The organism is Polaromonas sp. P1_F8 (assembly GCF_056405635.1).
Genome location: NZ_JBFUBS010000001.1, coordinates 1,163,292 through 1,183,805 on the forward strand (window position 1 = coordinate 1,163,292; position 20,514 = coordinate 1,183,805).

At 60.5% G+C, this 20,514-nt stretch carries 19 protein-coding genes; 12 read left to right on the forward strand and 7 right to left on the reverse strand.

Annotated elements, in window-relative coordinates; translation table 11 throughout:
* Positions 1 to 216: 216 nt before the first annotated feature.
* The 11 genes from galE to AC1D1J_RS05530 all read left to right on the forward strand — a co-directional run bounded on the left by galE (position 217) and on the right by AC1D1J_RS05530 (position 12,566).
* Positions 217 to 1,356, forward strand: a complete 1,140-nt coding sequence (galE, locus tag AC1D1J_RS05480; RefSeq protein WP_477694080.1) for a UDP-glucose 4-epimerase GalE — start codon at positions 217 to 219, stop codon at positions 1,354 to 1,356.
* Between the two features lie 144 nt (positions 1,357 to 1,500).
* Positions 1,501 to 1,836 (forward strand): hypothetical protein, encoded by a 336-nt coding sequence (locus AC1D1J_RS05485; RefSeq protein WP_477694081.1) that lies wholly within the window; start codon positions 1,501 to 1,503, stop codon positions 1,834 to 1,836.
* 2 nt (positions 1,837 to 1,838) lie between these two features.
* Positions 1,839 to 3,362, forward strand: a complete 1,524-nt coding sequence (locus AC1D1J_RS05490) for a lipopolysaccharide biosynthesis protein (RefSeq protein ID WP_477694082.1) — start codon at positions 1,839 to 1,841, stop codon at positions 3,360 to 3,362.
* Between the two features lie 126 nt (positions 3,363 to 3,488).
* Positions 3,489 to 4,856 carry an O-antigen ligase family protein gene (locus AC1D1J_RS05495; protein WP_477694083.1) on the forward strand — a complete coding sequence of 456 codons (1,368 nt, stop codon included), beginning with the start codon at positions 3,489 to 3,491 and terminating at the stop codon, positions 4,854 to 4,856.
* A complete protein-coding gene (locus AC1D1J_RS05500; RefSeq protein WP_477685255.1) occupies positions 4,853 to 5,821 on the forward strand; it encodes a glycosyltransferase family 2 protein in 969 nt (322 codons plus the stop codon). The genes AC1D1J_RS05495 and AC1D1J_RS05500 overlap by 4 nt, the downstream gene beginning before the upstream one ends.
* 3 nt (positions 5,822 to 5,824) lie before the next feature.
* A complete protein-coding gene (locus AC1D1J_RS05505) occupies positions 5,825 to 6,904 on the forward strand; it encodes a glycosyltransferase family 2 protein (protein WP_477685254.1) in 1,080 nt (359 codons plus the stop codon).
* Positions 6,901 to 8,004 carry an acyltransferase family protein gene (locus AC1D1J_RS05510; RefSeq protein WP_477694084.1) on the forward strand — a complete coding sequence of 368 codons (1,104 nt, stop codon included), beginning with the start codon at positions 6,901 to 6,903 and terminating at the stop codon, positions 8,002 to 8,004. Before AC1D1J_RS05505 ends, AC1D1J_RS05510 begins: the two co-directional genes overlap by 4 nt.
* Positions 8,005 to 8,006: 2 nt before the next feature.
* Positions 8,007 to 9,185, forward strand: a complete 1,179-nt coding sequence (locus tag AC1D1J_RS05515; protein ID WP_477694085.1) for a glycosyltransferase family 4 protein — start codon at positions 8,007 to 8,009, stop codon at positions 9,183 to 9,185.
* Complete coding sequence (locus tag AC1D1J_RS05520) at positions 9,182 to 10,873, forward strand: FAD-dependent oxidoreductase (protein ID WP_477685251.1); 1,692 nt, start codon at positions 9,182 to 9,184, stop codon at positions 10,871 to 10,873. Before AC1D1J_RS05515 ends, AC1D1J_RS05520 begins: the two co-directional genes overlap by 4 nt.
* Positions 10,870 to 11,898: an NAD-dependent epimerase/dehydratase family protein gene (locus AC1D1J_RS05525; protein WP_477694086.1), complete on the forward strand. Its 1,029-nt coding sequence runs from the start codon at positions 10,870 to 10,872 to the stop codon at positions 11,896 to 11,898. The genes AC1D1J_RS05520 and AC1D1J_RS05525 overlap by 4 nt, the downstream gene beginning before the upstream one ends.
* Positions 11,886 to 12,566 (forward strand): serine O-acetyltransferase, encoded by a 681-nt coding sequence (locus AC1D1J_RS05530; RefSeq protein WP_477685249.1) that lies wholly within the window; start codon positions 11,886 to 11,888, stop codon positions 12,564 to 12,566. The genes AC1D1J_RS05525 and AC1D1J_RS05530 overlap by 13 nt, the downstream gene beginning before the upstream one ends.
* On the opposite strand, the gene AC1D1J_RS05535 is transcribed toward AC1D1J_RS05530, so the two are convergent.
* On the reverse strand, positions 12,525 to 13,307 hold the full coding sequence (locus AC1D1J_RS05535; protein WP_477694087.1) for a WecB/TagA/CpsF family glycosyltransferase: 783 nt from the start codon (positions 13,305 to 13,307) through the stop codon (positions 12,525 to 12,527). The genes AC1D1J_RS05530 and AC1D1J_RS05535 overlap by 42 nt on opposite strands.
* Positions 13,308 to 13,336: 29 nt before the next feature.
* Between AC1D1J_RS05535 and AC1D1J_RS05540 the strand changes: the two genes are divergently transcribed.
* Complete coding sequence (locus AC1D1J_RS05540) at positions 13,337 to 13,741, forward strand: VanZ family protein (protein ID WP_477685247.1); 405 nt, start codon at positions 13,337 to 13,339, stop codon at positions 13,739 to 13,741.
* On the opposite strand, the gene epsG is transcribed toward AC1D1J_RS05540, so the two are convergent.
* From epsG to epsA, 6 genes are all read right to left on the reverse strand, one after another.
* On the reverse strand, positions 13,728 to 14,627 hold the full coding sequence (gene epsG / locus AC1D1J_RS05545; protein ID WP_477646209.1) for a chain length determinant protein tyrosine kinase EpsG: 900 nt from the start codon (positions 14,625 to 14,627) through the stop codon (positions 13,728 to 13,730). The genes AC1D1J_RS05540 and epsG overlap by 14 nt on opposite strands.
* Positions 14,624 to 16,021 carry a chain length determinant protein EpsF gene (gene epsF / locus AC1D1J_RS05550; protein WP_477667871.1) on the reverse strand — a complete coding sequence of 466 codons (1,398 nt, stop codon included), beginning with the start codon at positions 16,019 to 16,021 and terminating at the stop codon, positions 14,624 to 14,626. The genes epsG and epsF overlap by 4 nt, the downstream gene beginning before the upstream one ends.
* 3 nt (positions 16,022 to 16,024) lie before the next feature.
* Positions 16,025 to 16,918, reverse strand: coding sequence for a polysaccharide export protein EpsE (epsE, locus tag AC1D1J_RS05555; RefSeq protein WP_477694088.1), 894 nt, complete (start codon positions 16,916 to 16,918; stop codon positions 16,025 to 16,027).
* Between the two features lie 97 nt (positions 16,919 to 17,015).
* On the reverse strand, positions 17,016 to 18,335 hold the full coding sequence (epsL, locus tag AC1D1J_RS05560; protein ID WP_477694089.1) for an XrtB/PEP-CTERM-associated polysaccharide biosynthesis outer membrane protein EpsL: 1,320 nt from the start codon (positions 18,333 to 18,335) through the stop codon (positions 17,016 to 17,018).
* Positions 18,236 to 19,663 (reverse strand): undecaprenyl-phosphate glucose phosphotransferase, encoded by a 1,428-nt coding sequence (locus AC1D1J_RS05565; protein WP_477694090.1) that lies wholly within the window; start codon positions 19,661 to 19,663, stop codon positions 18,236 to 18,238. The genes epsL and AC1D1J_RS05565 overlap by 100 nt, the downstream gene beginning before the upstream one ends.
* The gene (epsA, locus tag AC1D1J_RS05570) at positions 19,656 to 20,444 is read right to left on the reverse strand and encodes an XrtB/PEP-CTERM-associated transcriptional regulator EpsA (protein WP_477685243.1); all 789 of its coding nucleotides are present in this window, start codon (positions 20,442 to 20,444) and stop codon (positions 19,656 to 19,658) included. Before epsA ends, AC1D1J_RS05565 begins: the two co-directional genes overlap by 8 nt.
* Between the last annotated feature and the right edge of the window lie 70 nt (positions 20,445 to 20,514).

Sequence of the window (20,514 nt, forward strand, 5' to 3'; positions counted from 1 at the left end):
TTCGAAACGCTTTGAGGCCAGCGTGACAGCTTCCCACGCACATATGCGGCTTACGCTGACATCCTTTCTCCACGCGTCAAAGACACTCGTAACTAGCCCCTGAAAGGGAATGGTCTGGTGATGTCTGGATGCTGCCTGTCCATGCAATCCCTCACGCGAACATGTTTCAGCAGTGTTACGCCGGCGCCGTGACCCGTATCAAATCAACCCGCTGCCATGCAGCCTTTTGCAATGACCCTGAACAAACCCAGTGTGCGACCCAGTGTGCTATTAACCGGTGGAGCCGGATACATCGGAAGCCATACTTTTGTGGCGCTGGTGAATGCCGGCTACCAGCCTGTCATCCTCGACGACTTTTCCAACAGCCATCCTGCCGTGCTGCACCGGCTGCAGCAGCTGACGGATCAGCCCGCACCCTGCGAACGCGGCAACGTACTGGACACCGATTTTGTGGCAGGAGTCCTGCAACGCTACCACTGCGTTGCGGCCATCCACTTTGCCGGGTTCAAGGCCGTAGGGGAAAGCGTGCAGCGCCCTCTCATGTACTACCAGAACAATGTTGGCGGCCTCCTGAGTTTGTTGCGGGCGATGGAAACGACGGACTGCCGGGCCGTAGTCTTCTCTTCAAGCGCCACGGTCTATGGGGATCCCGCCACCGTGCCCATCAATGAGCAGTTTCCATGCATGCCGGAGAGCCCGTACGCCCACACCAAACTGATGTGTGAAAACATCCTGGCATCCCTGCGCATTTCAGACGCGGCGTGGCGGGTCGGGGTGCTGCGCTACTTCAACCCGGTGGGCGCGCACCCCAGTGGACTGATCGGCGAAGACCCTAATGGAATCCCCAACAACCTGATGCCGTACGTCACCCAGGTGGCCGTGGGCAAACGGGCCACGCTCAATGTGTTCGGCAATGACTACCCCACACCCGACGGCACCGGGGTGCGCGACTACCTGCACGTCACCGACCTCGCGGCAGGCCATGTGGCCGCAGTCGATGCTTTGCTGGCAAGCGGCAGGAGCTTTACGGTCAATCTGGGCACCGGCGAGGGCACCAGTGTTCTCGGTGTGGTCCAGGCGTTTGAGCGGGCAAGCGGACGGCCAATTCCTTATGAATTCGCACCTCGGCGAGCCGGGGATGTCGCACAGTACTTTGCAGATGTTTCCCTGGCCGGCAGCCTGCTGGGCTGGCGCGCCACATGCACGATCGACGACATGTGCCGCGACTCCTGGCACTGGCAGCAGCGCAATCCCGAAGGCTACAGGAACACCTCTGAAACCGGTATGGACGTATCTGCATCTGAGCCCATGCGCAATAGCCCGAACGGACTCATCCAGCCGGCGGTCAGCATGTGAGCAATTCAAGCCTTGCCCCAAGAATGCGCCACGCTTTTTTGAACTCAATAAATAGCATAAAGCGCGCCATGAGCCATTCGGACTATTGTCAATTGCTGCACTGCACAACAAACTCTTTTCCTGCTTTGACAGAAGGAAAACCCTATGTTTCGAACCCTGTTTACCGCCATTTTGGCCACCTGGATTGCTTCAGCAACGGCGTCTACCAACCCGCCTGCAGCGCCCGCAGCGGTGACGCCAACGGGAGCTACCGCCAAAGCGACACGTATGAAACTCCAGCCCGGCACTGAGCCCGTCAAGGTCAACACAGTCCACAGTGTGAACACGGTGCGCAATGGCCAATCCGGCCTGGGTGTCACGGCGGCGGCGGGCGAGGCAGATACGGACGAATCCGGATGGCACCCTTACGGCACGCTGCTGGCCACATTGGCGTTGATGGGCGTGATTGCCGTTCGCCGCCATAAAGCAGAGAGGTCTTGAGCATGAGTGGCCTCGGCCGTCCGGGTGTTGCAGCGGTCAAATGGAGCGCCGTTTCCACAGCGGCACGCTTTGGGCTGCAGCTGGTGGCCCAGGTGATTCTGGCCCGCACCTTGGGGCCGGAGATTTTTGGTGTTTTTGCCATCGGCATGGTGGTACTGACATTCGCCACATTCGTCTCCGGTTTTGGCTTCAGCTGGAGCCTGTTGCAACGCACCACACTGAGTGACGAAGACGTCCGGTTTGCCTGGACATGGCAACTGATCGTGGGTATTGCCACCATGCTTGCCCTCTATTTTCTGGCGCCGCTGCTGTCGGCTTATTTCCGGGAGCCGCGCGCGCAATTCGTCATTGAATGGTTATCGGTGGCGTGCCTGTTGGGTGCTGCGGCAGCACCGGCTACCTACCTGCTGCAGCGTGACTTGAATTTCCGGGCAGTGGGATTGATCCAGGTCGGCAGCTATGCCGCTGGGTATGTGGCTGTTGGGGTGCCGATGGCACTGCTTGGCCAGGGTGAGGCTTCGCTGGTAGCGGCCTGGCTGGTTCAGGCGGCTGTTGTGTTTGTTGCCAGTTATGCCCTCAAGCCGCATGCGCTTCGCCCGCTGTTCTGGTATGCCGATGCAAAGTCCGCTGTCGGTACGGGACACACGGTCTTTTTGACCAATATCGTCAACTGGGTACTCAACAACCTTGACCGGGTATTGATAGGCCGGTTGCTCAACGCGCAATCGCTGGGTCTCTATAACGTGGCTTACAACCTGGCCACGATGCCCAACACCTTGCTGCTGGGCGCACTTCAGCCCGCGTTCCTGGCGGCGGGCGCACGCCTGCAAAACGACCGGCCACGACTGGGCCGCGCTTATCTGCAGATGCTGGCCACCATTGTGGTGTTGGGACTCCCCGCCTTTGCGACGCTTGCCTTTCTGTCGCCCGACATCGTGCGTGTGCTTTATGGGCCCGCATGGAGTGGGGCAGCCTGGGTGCTGGGAATTTTGTTCCTCTGCATGCCGGCGTACGTCATTTGGGGACTGTCGACACCCGTGCTGTGGAACACCGGACGCAAGTACTACGAATTTGCGCTGCAGCTCCCGCTGATCGTTTTGGGCATCCTCGGTTTTTACCTGTTTGCAGGCCAGGGAATCCACATGGCTGCAGTCGTGGCAGGTCTGTTGCTGGTACTGCGCGCAGCCGTTACGGCTACGGCTGCATTCCGTGCACTGGAGCTTGGCTGGATGTCCCTGCTGCCGGATGCCCTGCGCGGGTTTCTTCTTTGTGCCGCTTGCGTTTTAGGTGTGATGGCAGGTCAGCACGCGGTTGCACGGTTTGATATTCCCCTGCTCTCGCTGCTTGCCGGAAGCCTGTCCGCAGCAGTCCTGCCGGCATTGCTGCTTGCCCTGAGGCCGCAAATGCTGGGACGGGAAACATCCGAAATGGTCATCCGGTTTGTCCCCGGACTGGCGAAGTTTTTGCGCCGCGGTGTTTCGGCACCACGTACCGATCTTTCCAATTCCCTTGAGCAGCCACTCTAAGGAGCTATCCTGGAACAAACCGTCGTTATTTCTGTTCTGGTTGCCGGCGCCATTTTGGCGGCACTTTTGGCGACGCTGGGCATGGCGGGTGCCGTTCATGTCACGTCACGCCGTGCGCACGGATACATGCATGTCATTTTTTACGCCATCCTGGCAATGGTGGCCCTGAACAATTTCCTCTCGGGGCGCGACCTCTCCAGCAGTGCGTTTAAATTGGACGAAGTTGCAGTGGTGGTGCGCCACCCACTGGTGGCTTTGGCACAGCCGCTGGTTTCCCTCTTGCTGCTCACGCTAGCGGGGGAGCGCATCATCACGCACTGGCTTCAACGCGACAAGACGGTGCAGGCGCCCCCGGTGATGCTGATCACCTTTATTCTTTTCTGGGCAGGCACGGTGGCCGCACCGGCCCTTTTTGGCCTGCATCCGCATGTGTCACACGACTACGTGTACCCGCTGCTCATCGGCATCGCGGCAGTGCTTGCCACCAGCATCGAAAGAGATCTTGCGTTCAAGGCAGCTCGCAACGCCTTGCTGCTCTTTATGGCAGCGGGCTTGCTGCTGATCCCCTTCAAGCCAACGCTGGTGCTGGATCTCTCCTATACGCAGGGTCTGCTGCCGGGTGTACCGCGGATGGCAGGGCTGGCCGCACATGCTGTGTCACTCGGCATGCTGGCTCAGTTGGGCTTGCTGTGTCTCCTCGCGCGCCCTCTGCAGAGCGTCTGGCTTAATCGCCTGGCGTGGGGAATGGGGCTTCTTGTCCTTTTTCTCGCTCAATCCAAAACAGCCTGGATTTCTTTCACCCTGTGCTCCGCCTGCATTCTTGCTGTACGCCAGGGGCCCGCGTTTCTGCGCCGCGCCAGCGACCCGGTGCGGCCGGAATTCGGCATCGTCTCCTTGGTGGGGTTCATGGTTGCGGTGACTGGTGTCACGCTGGTACTGATGTTTGGCGATGTCGATGCGCGTCTGTCCAGCTTCTTTGACAGCGCCCAGGGCGCGCAACTCGCGTCCATGACCGGCCGTGATCAGATCTGGGCAATTGCCTATGACGAATGGCAACGCAACCCTGTGTTCGGCTACGGACCCACCCTGTGGGATGTCAGTTTCCGTGAAAGCATCGGCATGCCCAATGCGACCCACGCGCACAACCAGTTTATGGACACGCTGTCGCGCTCCGGCACGGTGGGTGCCGCTGCACTGGTGTTGTACGCATTGGTGCTGCTGGTCCTGTCCATCCGCTATGCACGTGCCAGCGGCGGCCTTTCACTGGCGTTGTTCGTGGCGCTGGCACTGCGCGCCATCAGTGAAGTGCCGCTGCTGCTCTTTGGTTACGGCCCCGAGCTCACTACCCACGTGCTTTTGCTGATGACACTGGCCGCTGCAACGCGCGAAGCCTATGCCCGCAGAGCGCAGCCGGCAAGCTTGCCGGAAGGCGCCGTGCCCCGCTTCGCCGGGAACTTCCATCCGTCCCCGGCCACCTCTCGGGCCCAACCATGAAATTTTCGATTGTCATTCCGCTTTACAACAAGGCACCGTACATCAACGACACCATCGCGTCGGTGCTGGCGCAATCCTTTTCGGACTTCGAGGTCATTGTGGTGGACGACGGTTCTACCGACGGCGGTGCGGAACTGGTAACGTTCATACCTGACCCGCGATTGCGCCTGGTGCGCCAGGCCAATGCCGGCGTTTCCGCCGCCCGGAACCTGGGAATCTCGCTGGCAAAAGGCGAATGGGTTTCCTTTCTCGACGCCGATGACTGGCACCATCCCCAGTACCTGGCAACCCTTCTGTGGACGCAGGCGCGTTACCCGCAGGTCGACACGGTGGCCACCGACTTCCTGCCGGTTCCCGATACCCACACCATGTGGCCGCCGAACTGGCCAATGCTGGCAGATCAGCCGGAAGTGGAACTCATCACCGATCTGCCACGGCGCTGGATGAGCGCGCCGTCGCTGTGCACCAGCGCGGTGTCCGTGCGAAGCGCGCGCTTGCGGCAAATGCAGCCATGCTTTCCTTCGGGAGAGTCGCACGGCGAAGACCTGGATCTATGGTTTCGCCTGGCAGAGAAAACCCCCGTTGCGCTGGTCCGGTCGCCCTTGATGGCGTATCGGCTGGCCGTGGAAGGCGGCCTGACGACATATCACCCCGACCTGGCCATGCCACCTTTTCTGGAACGCATGCGGGCACGTGCACTTTCAGGGACCATGACCACCATACAACGCCGGTCTGCACTGTGGCTTGTGGCGCAACACGAGTTGACGCTGGCACGGCAGGCACTGGCATCCGGAAGCCGCCGTGAGGGCTTCGACTGGCTGGTGCGTGCGCACCGCGCGGCTACCGGAAGACGGTGGTGGCTGACGGCGGCCATGCTTTTCATGCCGGGCCAGGTGGTGAAAAACTGGCAGCTTTGGCGCACGCGCCGGACCGTTCACACCGGCAGCCCGGCCGAAGCAGGATAAAAAATGAACCCCAAATCACTCCGCAAAATTACCCCCCTCTGGCATTCCTGCCGGGTCTCCGTGGTCATCAAGGCACTGAATGAGGAAAAACGCATCCGGGCGACCATCGAGAGTGCGCTGCGCGCTGTTTCCGCCGTGGGCGGAGAGGTCATTCTTGCCGACTCCTGCTCGACCGACAACACAGTGGAGCTGGCATGCACTTACCCCATCCGTATCGTCCAGCTGGCCAATCCCAACGAGCGCTGCTGCGGCGTAGGTCCGCAACTGGGCTACCAGCATTCGCATGGCGACTTCATCTATATCCTCGATGGCGACATGCAGATGCAGGAAGGCTTTCTTGAGAAGGCACTCGATTTTCTGGATACCCACGAGGATGTCGCAGGCGTTGGTGGCCGCGTGGTGGAGCAAAACACCGAGAGCCTGGAATACCTGGCGCGTGGAGAACGCGCCTCGCCGCACTTGCTGCCCGGCAAGGTCGACCGGCTCGACGGCGGTGGGCTTTACCGTCGCACCGCCATTGAGGCCGCAGGCTATCTTTCCGACCGTAACCTGCACAGCTATGAAGAATTTGACCTGGCCATCAGGCTGCGCGCTCTCGGCTGGCATCTGTGGCGCCTGCCGGTGGATGCCGTCAACCACTTTGGCCACGATGCACCGCCCTATCGCTTGTTGATGCGGCGCTGGAGCACCCGCTATATCTGCGGGCTGGGCGAACTGGTCCGCGCTGCCGCCGGCCAGCCCCGCCTGCATCTGGCGCTGCAGGGCCTGCGGGAACTGCGCCTGTACCTGGCCGTCCTGGGCTGGTGGGCGGTCATGGCCAGCCTGGTATTCTGGCCGGTGTCGGCGCCCCTGCGCATGGCATTCTTTTGCATCATCGTCACGGCGCCGGTGTTGCTGATGACTTGGCGAAAGCGGTCTGTCACCAAGGCGCTCTATTCGGTGGTCTCATGGTGCTTCAACGCCGCGGGCCTCGTACGCGGCCTGCTTCGCCGGCAGCGCCCGGCTGGCGAGGCCATCGCGAGCCGGGTACTCAAGGACTTCGCCATGGCGCCCCGCCAGGCAATTCAGGGGAGCGCCCATTGACCGGCCCCGATGGAAGCCCGCAGAAGCAGCAGGCGACGCAGCAATTCACGGGCGTACAGATTCTGAGATTTGCCGCGGCCATGCTTGTCGTGGTCATGCACATTACCCAGGCCATCTCCATCCACATCGGCGGAACCGGCCCAACCCGCTATTGGGCAGACGGCTCCGCAGGCGTGGACATCTTTTTTGTCATCAGCGGTTTTGTCATGGCCATGTCAACGTCGGCACTGCCTTCCGACGCAACGTCGCGGGTCAATGCCGCCTGGGTGTTCATGCGAAGGCGCTTGCTGAGGATCGCACCACTTTACTGGTTCTATACCTTGCTGAAGGTTGCCCTGTTGCTGGCCGTGCCGACCCTCGCATCCCGCGCGTCCGTTGAGCCCGGTCATCTGACCGCCTCCCTTTTGTTCATCCCTGCCGTGAGCCCGTGGGGCCTCGTATTGCCCGCGCTGCCCGTCGGCTGGACATTGAATTTTGAAATGCTTTTTTATGCGGTTTTTGCGGCAGCCATTGCGCTGGGCGCACCACGCATCCGGTTTTGTTTGCTGGTTTTTCTGCTTATTTTCACGGCTGGGCGGCATGCACCGGACTCGGTGGTGCTGGGTTTCTACGCCCAGAGCATTGTTTTTGAGTTCATTCTTGGGGTCTGCATTGCCTATGCCTTTTTGCATTTTCGGCATGCATCGCCAGGAGTCGGCCTGATCGTCATGGCCGCTGGTGTAGTGTTCATGTTTATCCCTGACTGGGGGCACTCGGCCGACCGTTTCGCAACATGGGGCTGCGGTGCTGCGCTGGTCGTCCTCGGGTCAATCTGGCTCGAACCATGGACCTTGCGCGCGCCACTGGCTTCCCGCCTGTCCTTCCTGGGTGACGCTTCCTATTCCATCTATCTCTCGCACACCTTCGTGGTACCGGCCGGTGTGCTGGCACTGAAAAAACTGGGCGTGCAGGACAGCCTGACCATCGTGCTTGCCGTGGGCACGGCCGTGGTGGTTGCAGGCTGCATCTCGTACGTGTGGCTGGAGCGTCCCATGACCACCTTCTTCAAGCGCGCACTCTTTAGGAAGCCCGGTCTTTCTTATCAAGGTACAGGAAAGTAATTATGAGAAGTGAATCGCTGCCGCATTCAGCCGCACGAGAACGCGAGGGGCGCTATATCTACCTTGCGTGTCCCTGGACGCCCAAAGGCGGCGGCATGTTCAAGGTCGCGGACTACCTGATTCAGGCCCAGGCGTTTTCCGCCCCTGCGGATGCGGCGGAACTCCGTCCGCTTGACACCCGCGGCGGCGCCAACGCGCTGTATTCACTTTGGGTGCTGGCAACTGCCATGGCCAGAATAATGTGCGGAAAACTCAACGGCCGGCTGGCGGGTGTCCATGTGAACATGGCCGAGCGGTTGAGCCTCTTTCGCAAGAGCGTGATCATCATTGTCTGCCGCGCCCTCGGTATTCCGGTGGTGCTTCATTTGCACGCTGCGCAGCTGCATCATTTCTACCGGTCGTTACCCCGTCCGCTGCAGATGCTGACGCGCTGGGTATTTTCACTGCCGGCCAGTTGTGTGGTGCTGGGATCATCCGCACGACGTTTTGTGGTCGAAGAACTCGGCGTGCCGGCCAATCGCGTGGAGATCGTTATCAACGGTGTTCCCGAACCTACCCATGCACGGCGCATAGCCTCAGAACAAATCGTGCAGCGCGTGCTCTTTTTGGGAAACCTGTCGGAGCGCAAGGGGGTATCGGATCTTTTGCAGGCGCTGACACTCCCGGGATTTGATGCCTCACGAACCGAAGTGATTCTGGCCGGCGGCGGCGATATCGAAGCCTACCGGATAAAGGCAAAGCAACTGGGCATCGAAGCACTGCTTGATTTTGCCGGCTGGTCCGACCAGCAGCAGGTCGCACGCCTGATGGCTCGCGCCGATGTCCTGGTATTGCCTTCTTACGACGAGGGTTTGCCGCTGGTCATCCTGGAGGCCATGGCCAACGGCGTTGCGGTGGTCTGCAGCCCGGTAGGCGAAATACCTTCCGTGTTGACCGATGGCGTCAATGCCTGCTTCGTGCAGGCCGGTGACGCGGCCGGTATTGCCAGGAGCCTGCAGCGGGTGCTGAACGAGCCTGCGCTGAGGACGTCACTGGAGCGCAACGGCCGGGCACTTTATGAACAGAATTTTTCCCTTGCCCGTTTCTTTGCCAGCGTTGCACGTATCCACCAGCGCAATTTCGGCGTAGCAGCCCAACCGCTGCGCACCACCGCCAAATTTGTCCCGGACACCCACCTATGATCACGCAGGCCAATGACATTCAGGCCGGCAGCCGCCTTCAGGCGGACGTCTGCGTAGTGGGTGGCGGCCCCGCGGGCATTGCATTGGCGCTCACCTTGTCGGAGCAAGGGCATTCCGTGCTTCTGCTGGAGTCGGGGCAGGTGCAGGCGCACGCTCCCACCCAGTCGCTCTGCGAAGGAGAGGTCGCGGATGAGCGGCTGCACAGTCCGCCCGGCAAATATCGCCAGCGGCGTCTTGGGGGATCCACCGCGATCTGGGGCGGACGCTGCATGCCCTTCGACCCGATTGACTTCGAGACCCGTAGCTACATCCCGCACAGCGGTTGGCCACTGTCTTACGAAGATCTGCTCCCCTACTACCCGCGTGCCAATGCCCTCGCGGAAGCCGGGCGGTTCATTTATGACGCGGGTAACGCCCTGGAGCCGGAGATCGGTCCGATGATTGCAGGGTTCGACAGTTCGCGCGTGCTGACCAATGGGCTGGAGCGGTTTTCCTGTCCCACGCATTTCGGCAATCGCTATGCACGGCGGCTTGAGCTGGCGCCCAATATCCAGGTACTGCTGGGAGCCAACTGCACTGCAGTGCGGCTGCACGCCGACGGAAGGGCCGTCCGGGAACTCGAGGTACGCACCCTGGCAGGAACACACTTTTGGGTGACTCCGAATACCACGGTACTGGCCATGGGCGGACTCGAAACGGCGCGTTTGTTACTGGCGTCGCGGGATGTCGTTCCGCAAGGTGTCGGCAACCAGCATGATGTGGTGGGGCGCTACTACATGTGCCACATCGCCGGGAATGTCGGCACCCTGACCGTTCATGGGCCCGTCAGCAATGTGCGGCACGGCTATGAAATTTCCCCGGAAGGCATCTATTGCAGGCGCAGGCTGTCTGTGGCCGCCCACGAGCAAAGGCGCCTGGGCCTTGCCAATGCAGTCGCCCGCCTGCACTTCCCGCGCATCACCGATCCGGTGCATCGCAACGGGGTGTTGTCGGGGCTGTTCCTGGCCCGCAAACTGATCAGCTACGAATATGGAAAGCGGCTCAACGATGGCCATGCCCCCACGGCAGGGACTTACGCCCGCCACCTCCTCAATGTGGTGGCCGACCCACTGGACACCACGGCTTTCCTGGCCCATTGGCTGGCCAGGCGCTCCTTCGCTGAACGCAAATTCCCGTCGGTGATTCTGCGCAACCGCACCAACCGCTTCAGCCTTGAAGTTCATGGTGAGCAAATACCCCAGGCCCACAGCCGGGTCACACTTGCCGGCACTGTCGATGCGCTGGGCATGCCTCGCCTGAAGGTGGATTGGCGCTACAGCCAGGCGGACATCGACTCCGTCCGCAAAACCCTGGACGTGATGGCTGAAGAATTCGCGCGCAGTGGAAAGGCCCACTTCGACTACAACCGCCAGACCCTTGAGGACGACCTCGTGCGCTTCGGCGCCTACGGAGGGCATCACATCGGCACCGCGCGCATGGGCGATGACGTGCGCACCAGCGTGGTCAATGCCGACTGCCAGGTTCACTCAGTGCACAACCTGTTTGTAGCCGGAAGCGCCGTTTTCCCTACGTCAAGCCAGGCCAATCCGACTTTGACCCTGATTGCCATGTCGCTCCGACTGGGCGACACGCTGTCGCATCGCTTGCGTGCAGAGCGAGCACCGGTCCAGTTGAAGGAGGCCGCATGAAGGTGCTGGTATTGGGAGGTTCAGGCCACATCGGCAGGCGCCTGCTGGAAATGCTGCACAGCACTTCGTGGGCAACCCCCACCGGCGCATCCAGGCGAAAAAAAACTTCGGAAGGCGCAAAAAAGTTGCAGGCCGAATGGCTGGAACTGGACACCCGAGACGCCGGGCAGCTTGCGGCGGCATTAAAAAACTTCGATGCAGTCGTTAACTGCGTGGCAGGCGATGCAGCGTCGATTTCCGAAGGCATGCGCACGCTGGTCGACGCTGCGCTCAAGGCAGGCTGCCCACGCATTGTTCATTTGAGCACCATGTCGGTTTATGGCCCTGCAGAAGGCCTTATCCGTGAGGGTGCGCCACGTGATCCCAGCCTGGGTTGGTACGGCCGTGCCAAGTGCGAAGCGGAAACCAGTCTGGAGGAATTTGCTCGCCGCGGCGGTACAGCCGTGATGCTGCGGCCAGGCTGTGTTTTTGGCCCTGGCAGTGAACTCTGGGTCGGACGCATCGGCCGATGGCTTCAGTCCGGGCGTCTTGGCGACCTTGGCATCGCAGGCGATGGTTGGTCCAATCTTGTCCACGTGGACGACGTTTGCCAGGCTCTGCTGGTTGCACTGCAGCTGCCGGTGGCTCCAGGCGAGTTGCCGGCTTTCAATCTGGCTGCGCCGGACAGTCCTCGCTGGAACGACTACTTTGTTGACCTGGCTCTCGATATCAAGACAACGCCGGTGAAACGCATCGGCCGGCGCCAGCTGAGCGTGGACTCCTGGGTAGGTGGCCCGCCACTCAAGGCAGCTCAGCGGGCCTTGAAATTTCTTGGCATCACCGGCCGGCGGCTTCCCGATGCGTTGCCACCGGGATTGCTCCGTTTGTGGTCCCAGCACATTCAACTCGACTCGCAGGCAGCAACGGAACAATTGGGATTGGCGTGGACACCTTATCGCACCGGTGTGCATGACTCGGCCCGGTGGTTCCGTACCGGGGCATCAACCAGCGGCCAAACCATGGAAAAAATAGTATGCCTTCCCTGAAAGCCGATATTCACCGGAAATTTGGACGATCCGACGGGCACCTGGCATTGAAAGGCGCCCTTCTGGATCCGGCATTTCGTGTGGTGGTCACCTTGCGTCTTTGCCAGGCAGCCCAGCAACTGTCGCCTGCATGGCGCTGGTTCGCGATGGTTCCTGCACAGCTGCTGTACCGACTGACAAGCCAGCTGGCGGGGATCGAAATACCCTGGCGAACCGCCATTGCGCCCGGTCTTGCCCTCACCCATGGCCGCGGCATCGTCGTCAACGTGAATGCACGTATCGGCAGCAACGTCACGCTGTTTCATGGCGTAACGATCGGGCAGCGGGATTACATTGACAGCCAGGGCCAGCGGAACACCGTTTACCCGGTCATTGAAGACGATGTGTGGATCGGCCCGCATGCGATTGTGGTGGGCGGTGTGACCGTGGGGAAAGGCAGCAGGATTGCCGGCGGAGCGTATGTCTTTGAGAACGTTCCCCCCTACAGCGTAGTGATGGGCAATCCCGGGCAGATTGTTAAAACCAACTGCACACCGGATGTGGATAACCGCTACGTACCGACATCCGTGGACGAAGAAAACCGGCACTTGCGGCCGCAACGTCAATCGCTCGCAGTGAATGCCGGATCAGCGTCGGTTCAGCGAGGCCAGGCGCAAGGCCCGCGTTAAGAATAGCGGATTGCCTATCACGTAGCGCTGAAACAACCGGCGCGGCTCCAGCGCCAGGCGAAACAACCACTCCAGACCGGCTCGCTGCATCCAAATCGGTGCGCGCGGTGTTTTTCCGCCCAGAAAGTCAATGATGGCTCCGCCACAAACGATCAGGCAGGGGAAATCCAGCAAGGCGCGCAGCCTGGCCGCCACTTCCTCCTGCCGGGGCATTCCCATGCCGAGCACGATCAGCGCCGGTTGATGTTGAACTGCCAGCAGGGCGTATGCCTCTACATCCAGGAAGCCATCGGCTGCAATGAGCTGGCTGTGGGGAGCCAGTTCTTGCTGCACACGCAGCCGGCCCCTGGCCAGATAGGGGTCACGCGTACCGAACAACGCAATGCGGCGGCCGTCAAACGCCCGGATCAATTGCGGAATGAAGTCCGTTCCATTGAGATTAAGGCCGGGCTGCATCCGCAGCAATTTAAACAGCGTTGCCATGCCGGAGCCATCCCTGAGCACCAGGTCGGCCGAACGCATTGCCTCAAAAAAAGGAACCGATGCCACCATGGAATTCATCGCATGAGCATTGGCGAAAGCCAGTACCTGCGGCCTTGCAGGATGGCTAAGGGATGCCAGCAGCGCCTGGCTGTCGACAGGGCTTTGCACCCGTTCAATCTTTTCCACCAACAGCGACCAGCGCTGGCGCCAGTCAGCAGGGCTATCAAAGGAAGAAGAACTCAGCATGGCGTCACCCATCCGGTCTGCGGCATGACAAAATCGTAGTCATGTCGAACACCGCAACCCCCGGCAATCCCCTGCGCACCCTTCGCATCCTGGCGGGAATCACCGTCGTCCTGACGGCCACAGCGCTTTACATACTTGGCGCGCAGCCTGTCGCCGTTGGGCTGTTCCCTTCGCCCTGGGACAAATTGGCGCACCTGCTTGTCTTTGGCATGGTGGGCGCGGCTGCCGGTATTGCAAGCGGCACGCGCGGCTGGCGTGTGGCGCTTTGCTGCGTAGCGAGCGCCGTCATGGTGGGTGCCATGGATGAGTTGCATCAGGCTTTCCTGCCGGGCCGGGCAGCCAGCTGGTCTGACCTGGCAGCGGACGCCGCAGGCGGATTTCTGGGAGCCGCCACGCTTGAGGCCGCCTACCGGCTGGGGGCTGGCCGCTTCTTCAAGCATCGTTAAGCACGGAGCCCACCAGAGCCACGCCGAACTCCCGCAGACTGTGGGTGAAACGGGTCATTTGCGGCATGGAACTCATGTTCTGCCTCGCCACAACCAGAGCAGCCCCTGCGCGGACGGCCACCGTGTGCGCATCGGCACATTCGCTGGCAGGCGGTGTGTCGATGATGATGACGTCAAAGTCTTCGCCCAATGATTGCAACAGTTTGGAAAACTCCTGCCGTCCAAGCAGCTCCTGTGGATTAGGCGGAATGACCCCCGCAGGCAGCACCGACAGATCCTGCAAGGCCGGTATGCTGATGACCGCTTCCGGCCCGGCGCGGCCAGCGAGCATGTCAGACAGGCCCGCAGTCGCCCCAAGGTTAAAAAGCTGGTGCTGCCGTGGCGTCCGCATATCCGCGTCGACCAGCAAAGTACGCTCCCCGAGCTGTGAAAACACAATGGCCAGGTTAGCTGCGATATAGCTGCGCCCTTCTTTCGCTCCGGCGCTGACAATCGCCAACCCCCGGCGCTCGGCCCCGGTGTCAAACCAGCGCAACATCAACTGGCTTCGCAGCGCGCGCAACTGTTCTACCGGCTGGCTGCCCGGCTGGTACGCCGCCACCAGCTCCCGGCTGAGCTTGGTTTCATTCGCAAGGTAGGGGTAGTCAAACTGGACCGAGAGGGCAAAACGCACATCGTCGTCACTCAGCAGGCCCAGGGCTTTGCCGGAATCGCCAAAGCGTAAGCCACGGTCCCGTTGAAAATGGAGAATACGTTCGGCATCCGGCGGCGACAGCCGACCTGCGTCCACCAGGATTGTCCCCATGGAGCGGCCGGCACCCGTGGCCGGTTTGCTGGGAACTGTCAGGGGAACTGATCGTATCGTCGGAGCGTTGTTTCTATTCATGCTGTCCCTCCATTGCCTAGCATCAGGCGGCGCGACCCGGGAAGCCTGCCGCTTCCTCCATCCGAAGAAATGCTTGCCAACACAGGCAGGCCCAATATCTGCACAAGGTCTTCGGCAGAGCGCACGCGGCGGTTGGCCAGTTCCAGCAGCAATCCGCATGCAATGCCGAGCAACGTCCCGCCAAAAGCAGCGACCAGCAGATTCACCAGCAGTTTCGGGCTCGAAGGGTTGACAGGAGGCGTTGCCATGTTCAGCCGCACAACATTGGTCTGGTTGCTCAGGCTCTGGAGGCGTGTCTGCGATGCACTCTGGCTGACAGCCTCAAAAGCGCGCTGGGCCGACTCGACATCGCGGCGATATACATTGAGCTCGTCCCGCTGCTTGTTCAGTTCGAGGACACGCGCTTTCTGTGCACCCACCGCGGCCTGCAGTTCACGCTCCCGGTCTTTGCCCACGCGGTAGGTTGTTTCGATGGATGCTGTGATGCGTGCAGTTTCGGTTGCCAGCCGGCTTTTCACAGCGGCCAGTTCGGATTCAGCGCGTTGCCGCTCAGGGTGATTAGCCCCGAGGCGCACACTGATTTCCTGTACCTTGGCCTCCAGCCGCGAAAGATCGGCCTTCAGGCCATTGATCAGGGGGCTCTGCATGACTTCAGCGACGGTATCTCCGCGGGAGCTGCGTTTGCTCTGGCTGTCGGTAGTCTCGCCCTGCACAGTCGTGAGCTGGGAAGAAATTTCCCCCAGCTTCGCAGTCTCGTAGTCCACACGCTCGTCACTGCTGACAATACCGGCCTTCTGCTGGTACTCCGACAGGCGCGCCTGAGCCTCCTCAAGTTTCGCGCGAGATGCCTTGGTCTGGTCATCAAACCATTCGGCGTAGATCTTGGCAGGTTCCGTCTTTAGCGACAGGTTGGTATCGAGATAGGCCTGGGCAAAAGTATTGGCCGTAGTGGCGGCGACATCCGGATCGCTGCCCTTGTAGGTGATGTTGATCACGTTGCTTTCGCGCGCGGGCCGCACATCCAGGCCCTTCTGCAGGGACTCGGCCAGCCAGCTCTCAAGCGACCCGCGTCCGTCGGTGGCCTCAAGCCAACGGGCTTTGGTGCGTGGGTCTTCATCCAGCTTGAGCATTTTCACCACGCGCTGGGCCACACGGTCACCACCGATGATGTCCACCTGGGTCGCCATATAGCTGGGTGCAACCAGGCCGGGCAAGGCCGCGCCGCCGGCAACCGGATCAGGGGAGCGCACGTCAACCAGTACGGCGGCCTGGGCGGTGTACTTGCGCGGAAGCGCGAGGCTGACGGCCAGCGCTGCCAATATGGCCACCAGCATGACGAGCACAACAACCCGATAACGGGCCCGCAGGATCAGCAGGAATTGATGGAGTGTCATGATTTAAAAGAGGCTTTCACGAACATAAATCACATCCTCGGCGCGAACGGGGTCGGTGAGCCGGGGGGTTGTTTCCACGACCTTCCCCGCCGCGTCGCGGCGATGCAGGCGCAGCCGGTTTTCGCTGCCGCGCACCGTGGGTCCGCCGCCCTGGGCAAGCGCTTGCATCACGGTCATGCCCCGCTCAATGCGATACGGTCCGGGGCGCTGTGCCTCGCCGTAGATATAAAACATCGGCGCCTTGTTGACATACAGCGTGTCTCCGCCCGCTAGCACAATGTCTTCATCTGATTTCTCGTTCAGAAAGAGTGCCGGGATATCAATCACTTTCCGAAACGGCTTACCCTCACGGTGGCCGGTCAGGATCAGTACATCGTCACCCGTAGGGGTCACACCGCCGGCAGCAGCCAGCATGTCGCTGACACGGGTGTTGAATGTTTCCAGGGGGAAACGGCCCGGGCGGCTTACCTGCCCCAGCACGGCGACCTGATTGCCCCGTACCTGCCGCAAGACGATGTTGACCTGCGGTACCTTGACGAAACCGCCGGTGCGCAAGGCATCTGCAATCTTCTTCTCGGCCTCTCCAATCGTCAGGCCGCCCAGTTGAACGCTGCCAATCAGGGGATAGCTGATCACGCCGCTTTCAGATACCCGTGCGTCGACCGAGAGGTCCGGACTCTGATACACCTGCACGCCAATGGCATCGCCGGCGCCGAGGCGATAGTCCTGGTTGGTCGGCACAGCCGCCGCTCCGGCTGCAGCCGGGGCCACAGGCGCAACCGGAGCCGTCACTGCAGCAGACTGACTTGGTGCGGCCGGCTGGGCGAACGCGGGAACCGTCATCGCCAGAAGCAAGGCCAATAAGACCGGAGGAAAGTTACGAATCATGAATTTCATCTTGTTGTCGCCTTTTCGGAAAGCAAAATGTCTGTAAAGGGCGCCGCAGGCTGGGGCCACGCCGGCGCCTGAAAGCGGGGTTGGTTGAAGGATTCCATCAAAAGCTCGCTTGCGCTGAAAGACCAAAGGCATTGCTGGTGTAGTCAAAACCCGGCTCAGTGGATTTGCGCCTGTCACGCTGCACTGAAGCTATCAACTTGAGGGCACGCAGCGCCTGCCACTCAAGTGCCAGGGAAACCAGATTGCTGGTGTCGTGGCGGTCCGTTGCGGCAAAACCCGGCAAAGGCCCCCGGAAGTCGCGTGCGCCGTGGTCGTAGCGCAGGCGAACTGCCGTCTTCTCGCTGGGTTTCCAGGTCGGCGCGATAAAGAAGCGATAGCCTTCGTAATAGCTGGCTGTAGAAGTCTGATAGCTGCCCAGTTCCCGCACCAGGCCTCCGGCAAGACTTGTCTTTGCCGTGATGTTCCAGGTCGCATCAAGCTGGCCGGTAAAACCCGAAAAATCCCGCGCAGCCAATCCATCGTGCTCGCGGTCGAGGTGGGACAAGCGTGCCCGCAGGGTGGTTTTTCCGGTCGGCGCCCAGTCCAGCCGGAACTCGTGTTCGGTATCCGTAAAGCTCCCCGCAAACGTTGGCGACGGTACCCGGCCCGGATAGTCGCCGTTGCCCCGCTTGTAGCGATAAGCCATGGAAGTGTTCGAGGGGAAGACATAGCGTACGCCGCCCTCGGCTCCCCGAATTCGTGAGTCGCCTTCAAAGGTGAAGGGCTGGCTGCTGGTGCTGGTGCGTTCGAAAAGTCCGCCAACCAGCCGCCACGCACCATCGAGCTCGTATTCCGCATCAAACACGGTCGAGCGGTTGGTCCGGCGATTGAGTTGACCTGAGTTCTGGACGTCGGCCGTGTTGTCGACAAATTCACGCCGGTCGGAGGTCAGGTTGCCGTGCAAGGCCGGCGTAAAACTCCAGCGCCAGGCGGCGGCGTAATTCACCGCGGTGAAATCGAGATTGGAAAAGCGGCTGTAATGATGGTCTTCGACCCCAGCGTCGAGCTCAAATCTCTGAAGCCCGAAAGGCTTGTTTATCTTAAAACCTGCTGTCGTCACCGAAACTGTGTCCGCGCGGTCCGTGGTTCCTATCAATGCCTGGGCATTCGCTGTATCGGACAACCGGAAGACATTGCTGTCGTGCGTGACGGATTGCCCGGCCTTGAACTGAAGGGTGTCAAGCTCATCGGCATGCACCGCCAACGGAAACAGGCTCAGCAACAAGAGCGGAATGGGAAGGAGGTCGCGGTGAGGCATCAGCTGTCCTTTTTTTGCTTTTAGTAAGCCGCGCTGTCCTTGAAGACCAGGCGGATCGTTTTCAGAATGATGAAAAAATCGAGCTGCAGCGACCAGTTGCGCAGGTAATCCAGGTCGCAATCGATACGCGACTGCATCTTGTCGAGCGTGTCGGTTTCGCCGCGCTGCCCATTCACCTGAGCCCAGCCGGTAATGCCGGGCCTGACCTTGTGGCGAACCATGTAGCCCTTGATGAGCGAGCGGTACATCTCGTTGTGTGCCACGGCGTGCGGGCGCGGACCGACGATGCTCATGCGCCCTTGCAATACGTTGATGAATTGCGGTAATTCGTCGAGTGAGGTTTTGCGCAGGAAAGCACCCAGGCGGGTGATCCGCATGTCATTCTTGCGGGCCTGTTGAATCGTGCCGCCGTCTTCGGTAACAGCCATGGACCGGAACTTGTAGACCAAAATCTGTTCGCCGTCCAGGCCATAGCGCCGCTGCTTGAAAATTACCGGCCCGGGAGAGTCAAGCTTGACCATGATCCCGATCACCAGCATGACCGGAAAAATCAGCAACAGGATCAGCAGCGACAGCACGATGTCACTGGCCCGCTTCAGCACGCCGCTGACACCCCGGAACGGCGTATCACAAACAGATATCACCGTGACCCCGCAGACCGAATCGCTGCGGCCCTGTATCAGGTCGGTAATGAACATGTCGGGGACAAAATAGATCGACGCTGTGGTGTCCTTCAGGCCATCAAGCACCTGCAGGATGCGCGGCCGTGATGCCATGGGCAAGGACAGATAAATAAACTGGATACGGTGCTGCTTGACGTAAGCCGGAAGGTCGTCAATTTTCCCCACCAGTTGGTAGTCATCCTGCGATTCCCTGCGGTCTTCCCCGCGGTCATCGAAAAAACCCTTCAAATCAATGCCCGAATACGCCGAGCCCGTGATGTGCCGGGCCAGAGAAACGCCCTGCTCGTTCATGCCGACGATGACAGCACCCCGAACCGCCCCCTGCAACTTCAGCAACTGCGGAGCGGCAGCACGCAGGGCCACATGCGCACCCGCCTGGGCAACCGGCGCGACCCATAGCCAGTTAACCAGTACCGTCATGGAAAATTTGTAGAAATATTCGGTAGCAAAACCTGTCAGCAGCAACAAGCCGGCAATCCATATCCAGTGAAATGCAATCTTCGAGAACACCTTCCACACGGGCAAACGCAATTGGGAGGTACCGGGAAACGTCAGCGAAAACACGATGACCGACAAAATCAAATATGCAGGACGCACCGACCCCTCAAAGTACAAAGCCAGTCCCCAGAGCGAGAACACCAGAACCAGAGGGTCCAGCGCGGCCTCCACTGCGGTGAAAAGATGACTTCGACCCAACCCCATGGAACGGGGTTCGCGCCGGTTAAGCCATGCCGAGGCTGAATTGAGCGGGTTGACGTCATCCATGCAAGCTCACCCGCGTAATCCTGGAGACAGCCTGGGCCCGGTTAAATACGTTGAGCTTCTGGAATATGCGCTGCATGTGATTCTTCACCGTGTAGCCACTGATGTTGAGGATGGTTCCGATCTCGGCATTGGTTTTGCCCATGGCGACCCAGGCCATGATTTGCGTTTCACGTTCGCTCAGACCGGACGCGTCGTCGGCTCCGTTGCGCACCGTAACGACAGCTTGCGGGTGCTGCTGTGGCAACAGCGCCATCTGCCGCAGCGCGTTATCAATGGCAGGCATCAGCATCCTCATGGCCTTCAGCCCAGACTCCCTGGGAATCTCATCTGCACGGAAAAACGCATACAGGCAGTCCTGGCGCGCCCTTTCGTCATGCATTGCGTGAACGAGCACCGAACGCATGTCCGCCAGGGTATGGGTGAACGAACCCGGCAGGCTCGCATTGCCCAGCAAATATTCGAACTGGCTGAAGTTGAGGAGGCAGGGTTGCCCGCCGGCCGCCACCCAGTGGTCATGAAGCCGGCCAAGCAAAAAGGGCACGCCGTCGGTACCGTCAGCATAGGAACGCACGCCAGGCAGTTCGGAAAGAATGTCGTGCTGGATAACACCTTCCTGAAAGTCGCCCCAGCCCACCATCAGGATGTCATGTGGAAGGAAATATTGGACGTCACCGCGCAACCATTCGAGCAGGTCGGCGTGCCGGGTGATGGCCGTAGCCTGCGTTATCAGCGCCGTATAGTGCGCAGGATCTTCGCTAAAAAGCGGAGCGTGAGATTTCATGCCTTGATATCACTTCCTGTGTTTTGTTCTGCCCCCTGCCTGCGTGTGCAGGCGTGGCAGAAGGGGCCCA

Coding starts and splice junctions, on each gene's coding strand:
- AC1D1J_RS05485 (WP_477694081.1), top strand. CDS start 1,501: ATGTTTCGAACCCTGTTTACCGCCATTTTGGCCACCTGGATTGCTTCA.
- AC1D1J_RS05520 (WP_477685251.1), top strand. CDS start 9,182: ATGATCACGCAGGCCAATGACATTCAGGCCGGCAGCCGCCTTCAGGCG.
- AC1D1J_RS05505 (WP_477685254.1), top strand. CDS start 5,825: ATGAACCCCAAATCACTCCGCAAAATTACCCCCCTCTGGCATTCCTGC.
- AC1D1J_RS05500 (WP_477685255.1), top strand. CDS start 4,853: ATGAAATTTTCGATTGTCATTCCGCTTTACAACAAGGCACCGTACATC.
- AC1D1J_RS05540 (WP_477685247.1), top strand. CDS start 13,337: ATGTCGAACACCGCAACCCCCGGCAATCCCCTGCGCACCCTTCGCATC.
- AC1D1J_RS05490 (WP_477694082.1), top strand. CDS start 1,839: ATGAGTGGCCTCGGCCGTCCGGGTGTTGCAGCGGTCAAATGGAGCGCC.
- galE (WP_477694080.1), top strand. CDS start 217: ATGCAGCCTTTTGCAATGACCCTGAACAAACCCAGTGTGCGACCCAGT.
- AC1D1J_RS05535 (WP_477694087.1), bottom strand. CDS start 13,307: ATGGGTGACGCCATGCTGAGTTCTTCTTCCTTTGATAGCCCTGCTGAC.
- epsE (WP_477694088.1), bottom strand. CDS start 16,918: ATGAAATTCATGATTCGTAACTTTCCTCCGGTCTTATTGGCCTTGCTT.
- AC1D1J_RS05495 (WP_477694083.1), top strand. CDS start 3,489: ATGCATGTCATTTTTTACGCCATCCTGGCAATGGTGGCCCTGAACAAT.
- AC1D1J_RS05525 (WP_477694086.1), top strand. CDS start 10,870: ATGAAGGTGCTGGTATTGGGAGGTTCAGGCCACATCGGCAGGCGCCTG.
- AC1D1J_RS05515 (WP_477694085.1), top strand. CDS start 8,007: ATGAGAAGTGAATCGCTGCCGCATTCAGCCGCACGAGAACGCGAGGGG.
- epsF (WP_477667871.1), bottom strand. CDS start 16,021: ATGACACTCCATCAATTCCTGCTGATCCTGCGGGCCCGTTATCGGGTT.
- epsG (WP_477646209.1), bottom strand. CDS start 14,627: ATGAATAGAAACAACGCTCCGACGATACGATCAGTTCCCCTGACAGTT.
- AC1D1J_RS05530 (WP_477685249.1), top strand. CDS start 11,886: ATGCCTTCCCTGAAAGCCGATATTCACCGGAAATTTGGACGATCCGAC.
- epsA (WP_477685243.1), bottom strand. CDS start 20,444: ATGAAATCTCACGCTCCGCTTTTTAGCGAAGATCCTGCGCACTATACG.
- AC1D1J_RS05565 (WP_477694090.1), bottom strand. CDS start 19,663: ATGGATGACGTCAACCCGCTCAATTCAGCCTCGGCATGGCTTAACCGG.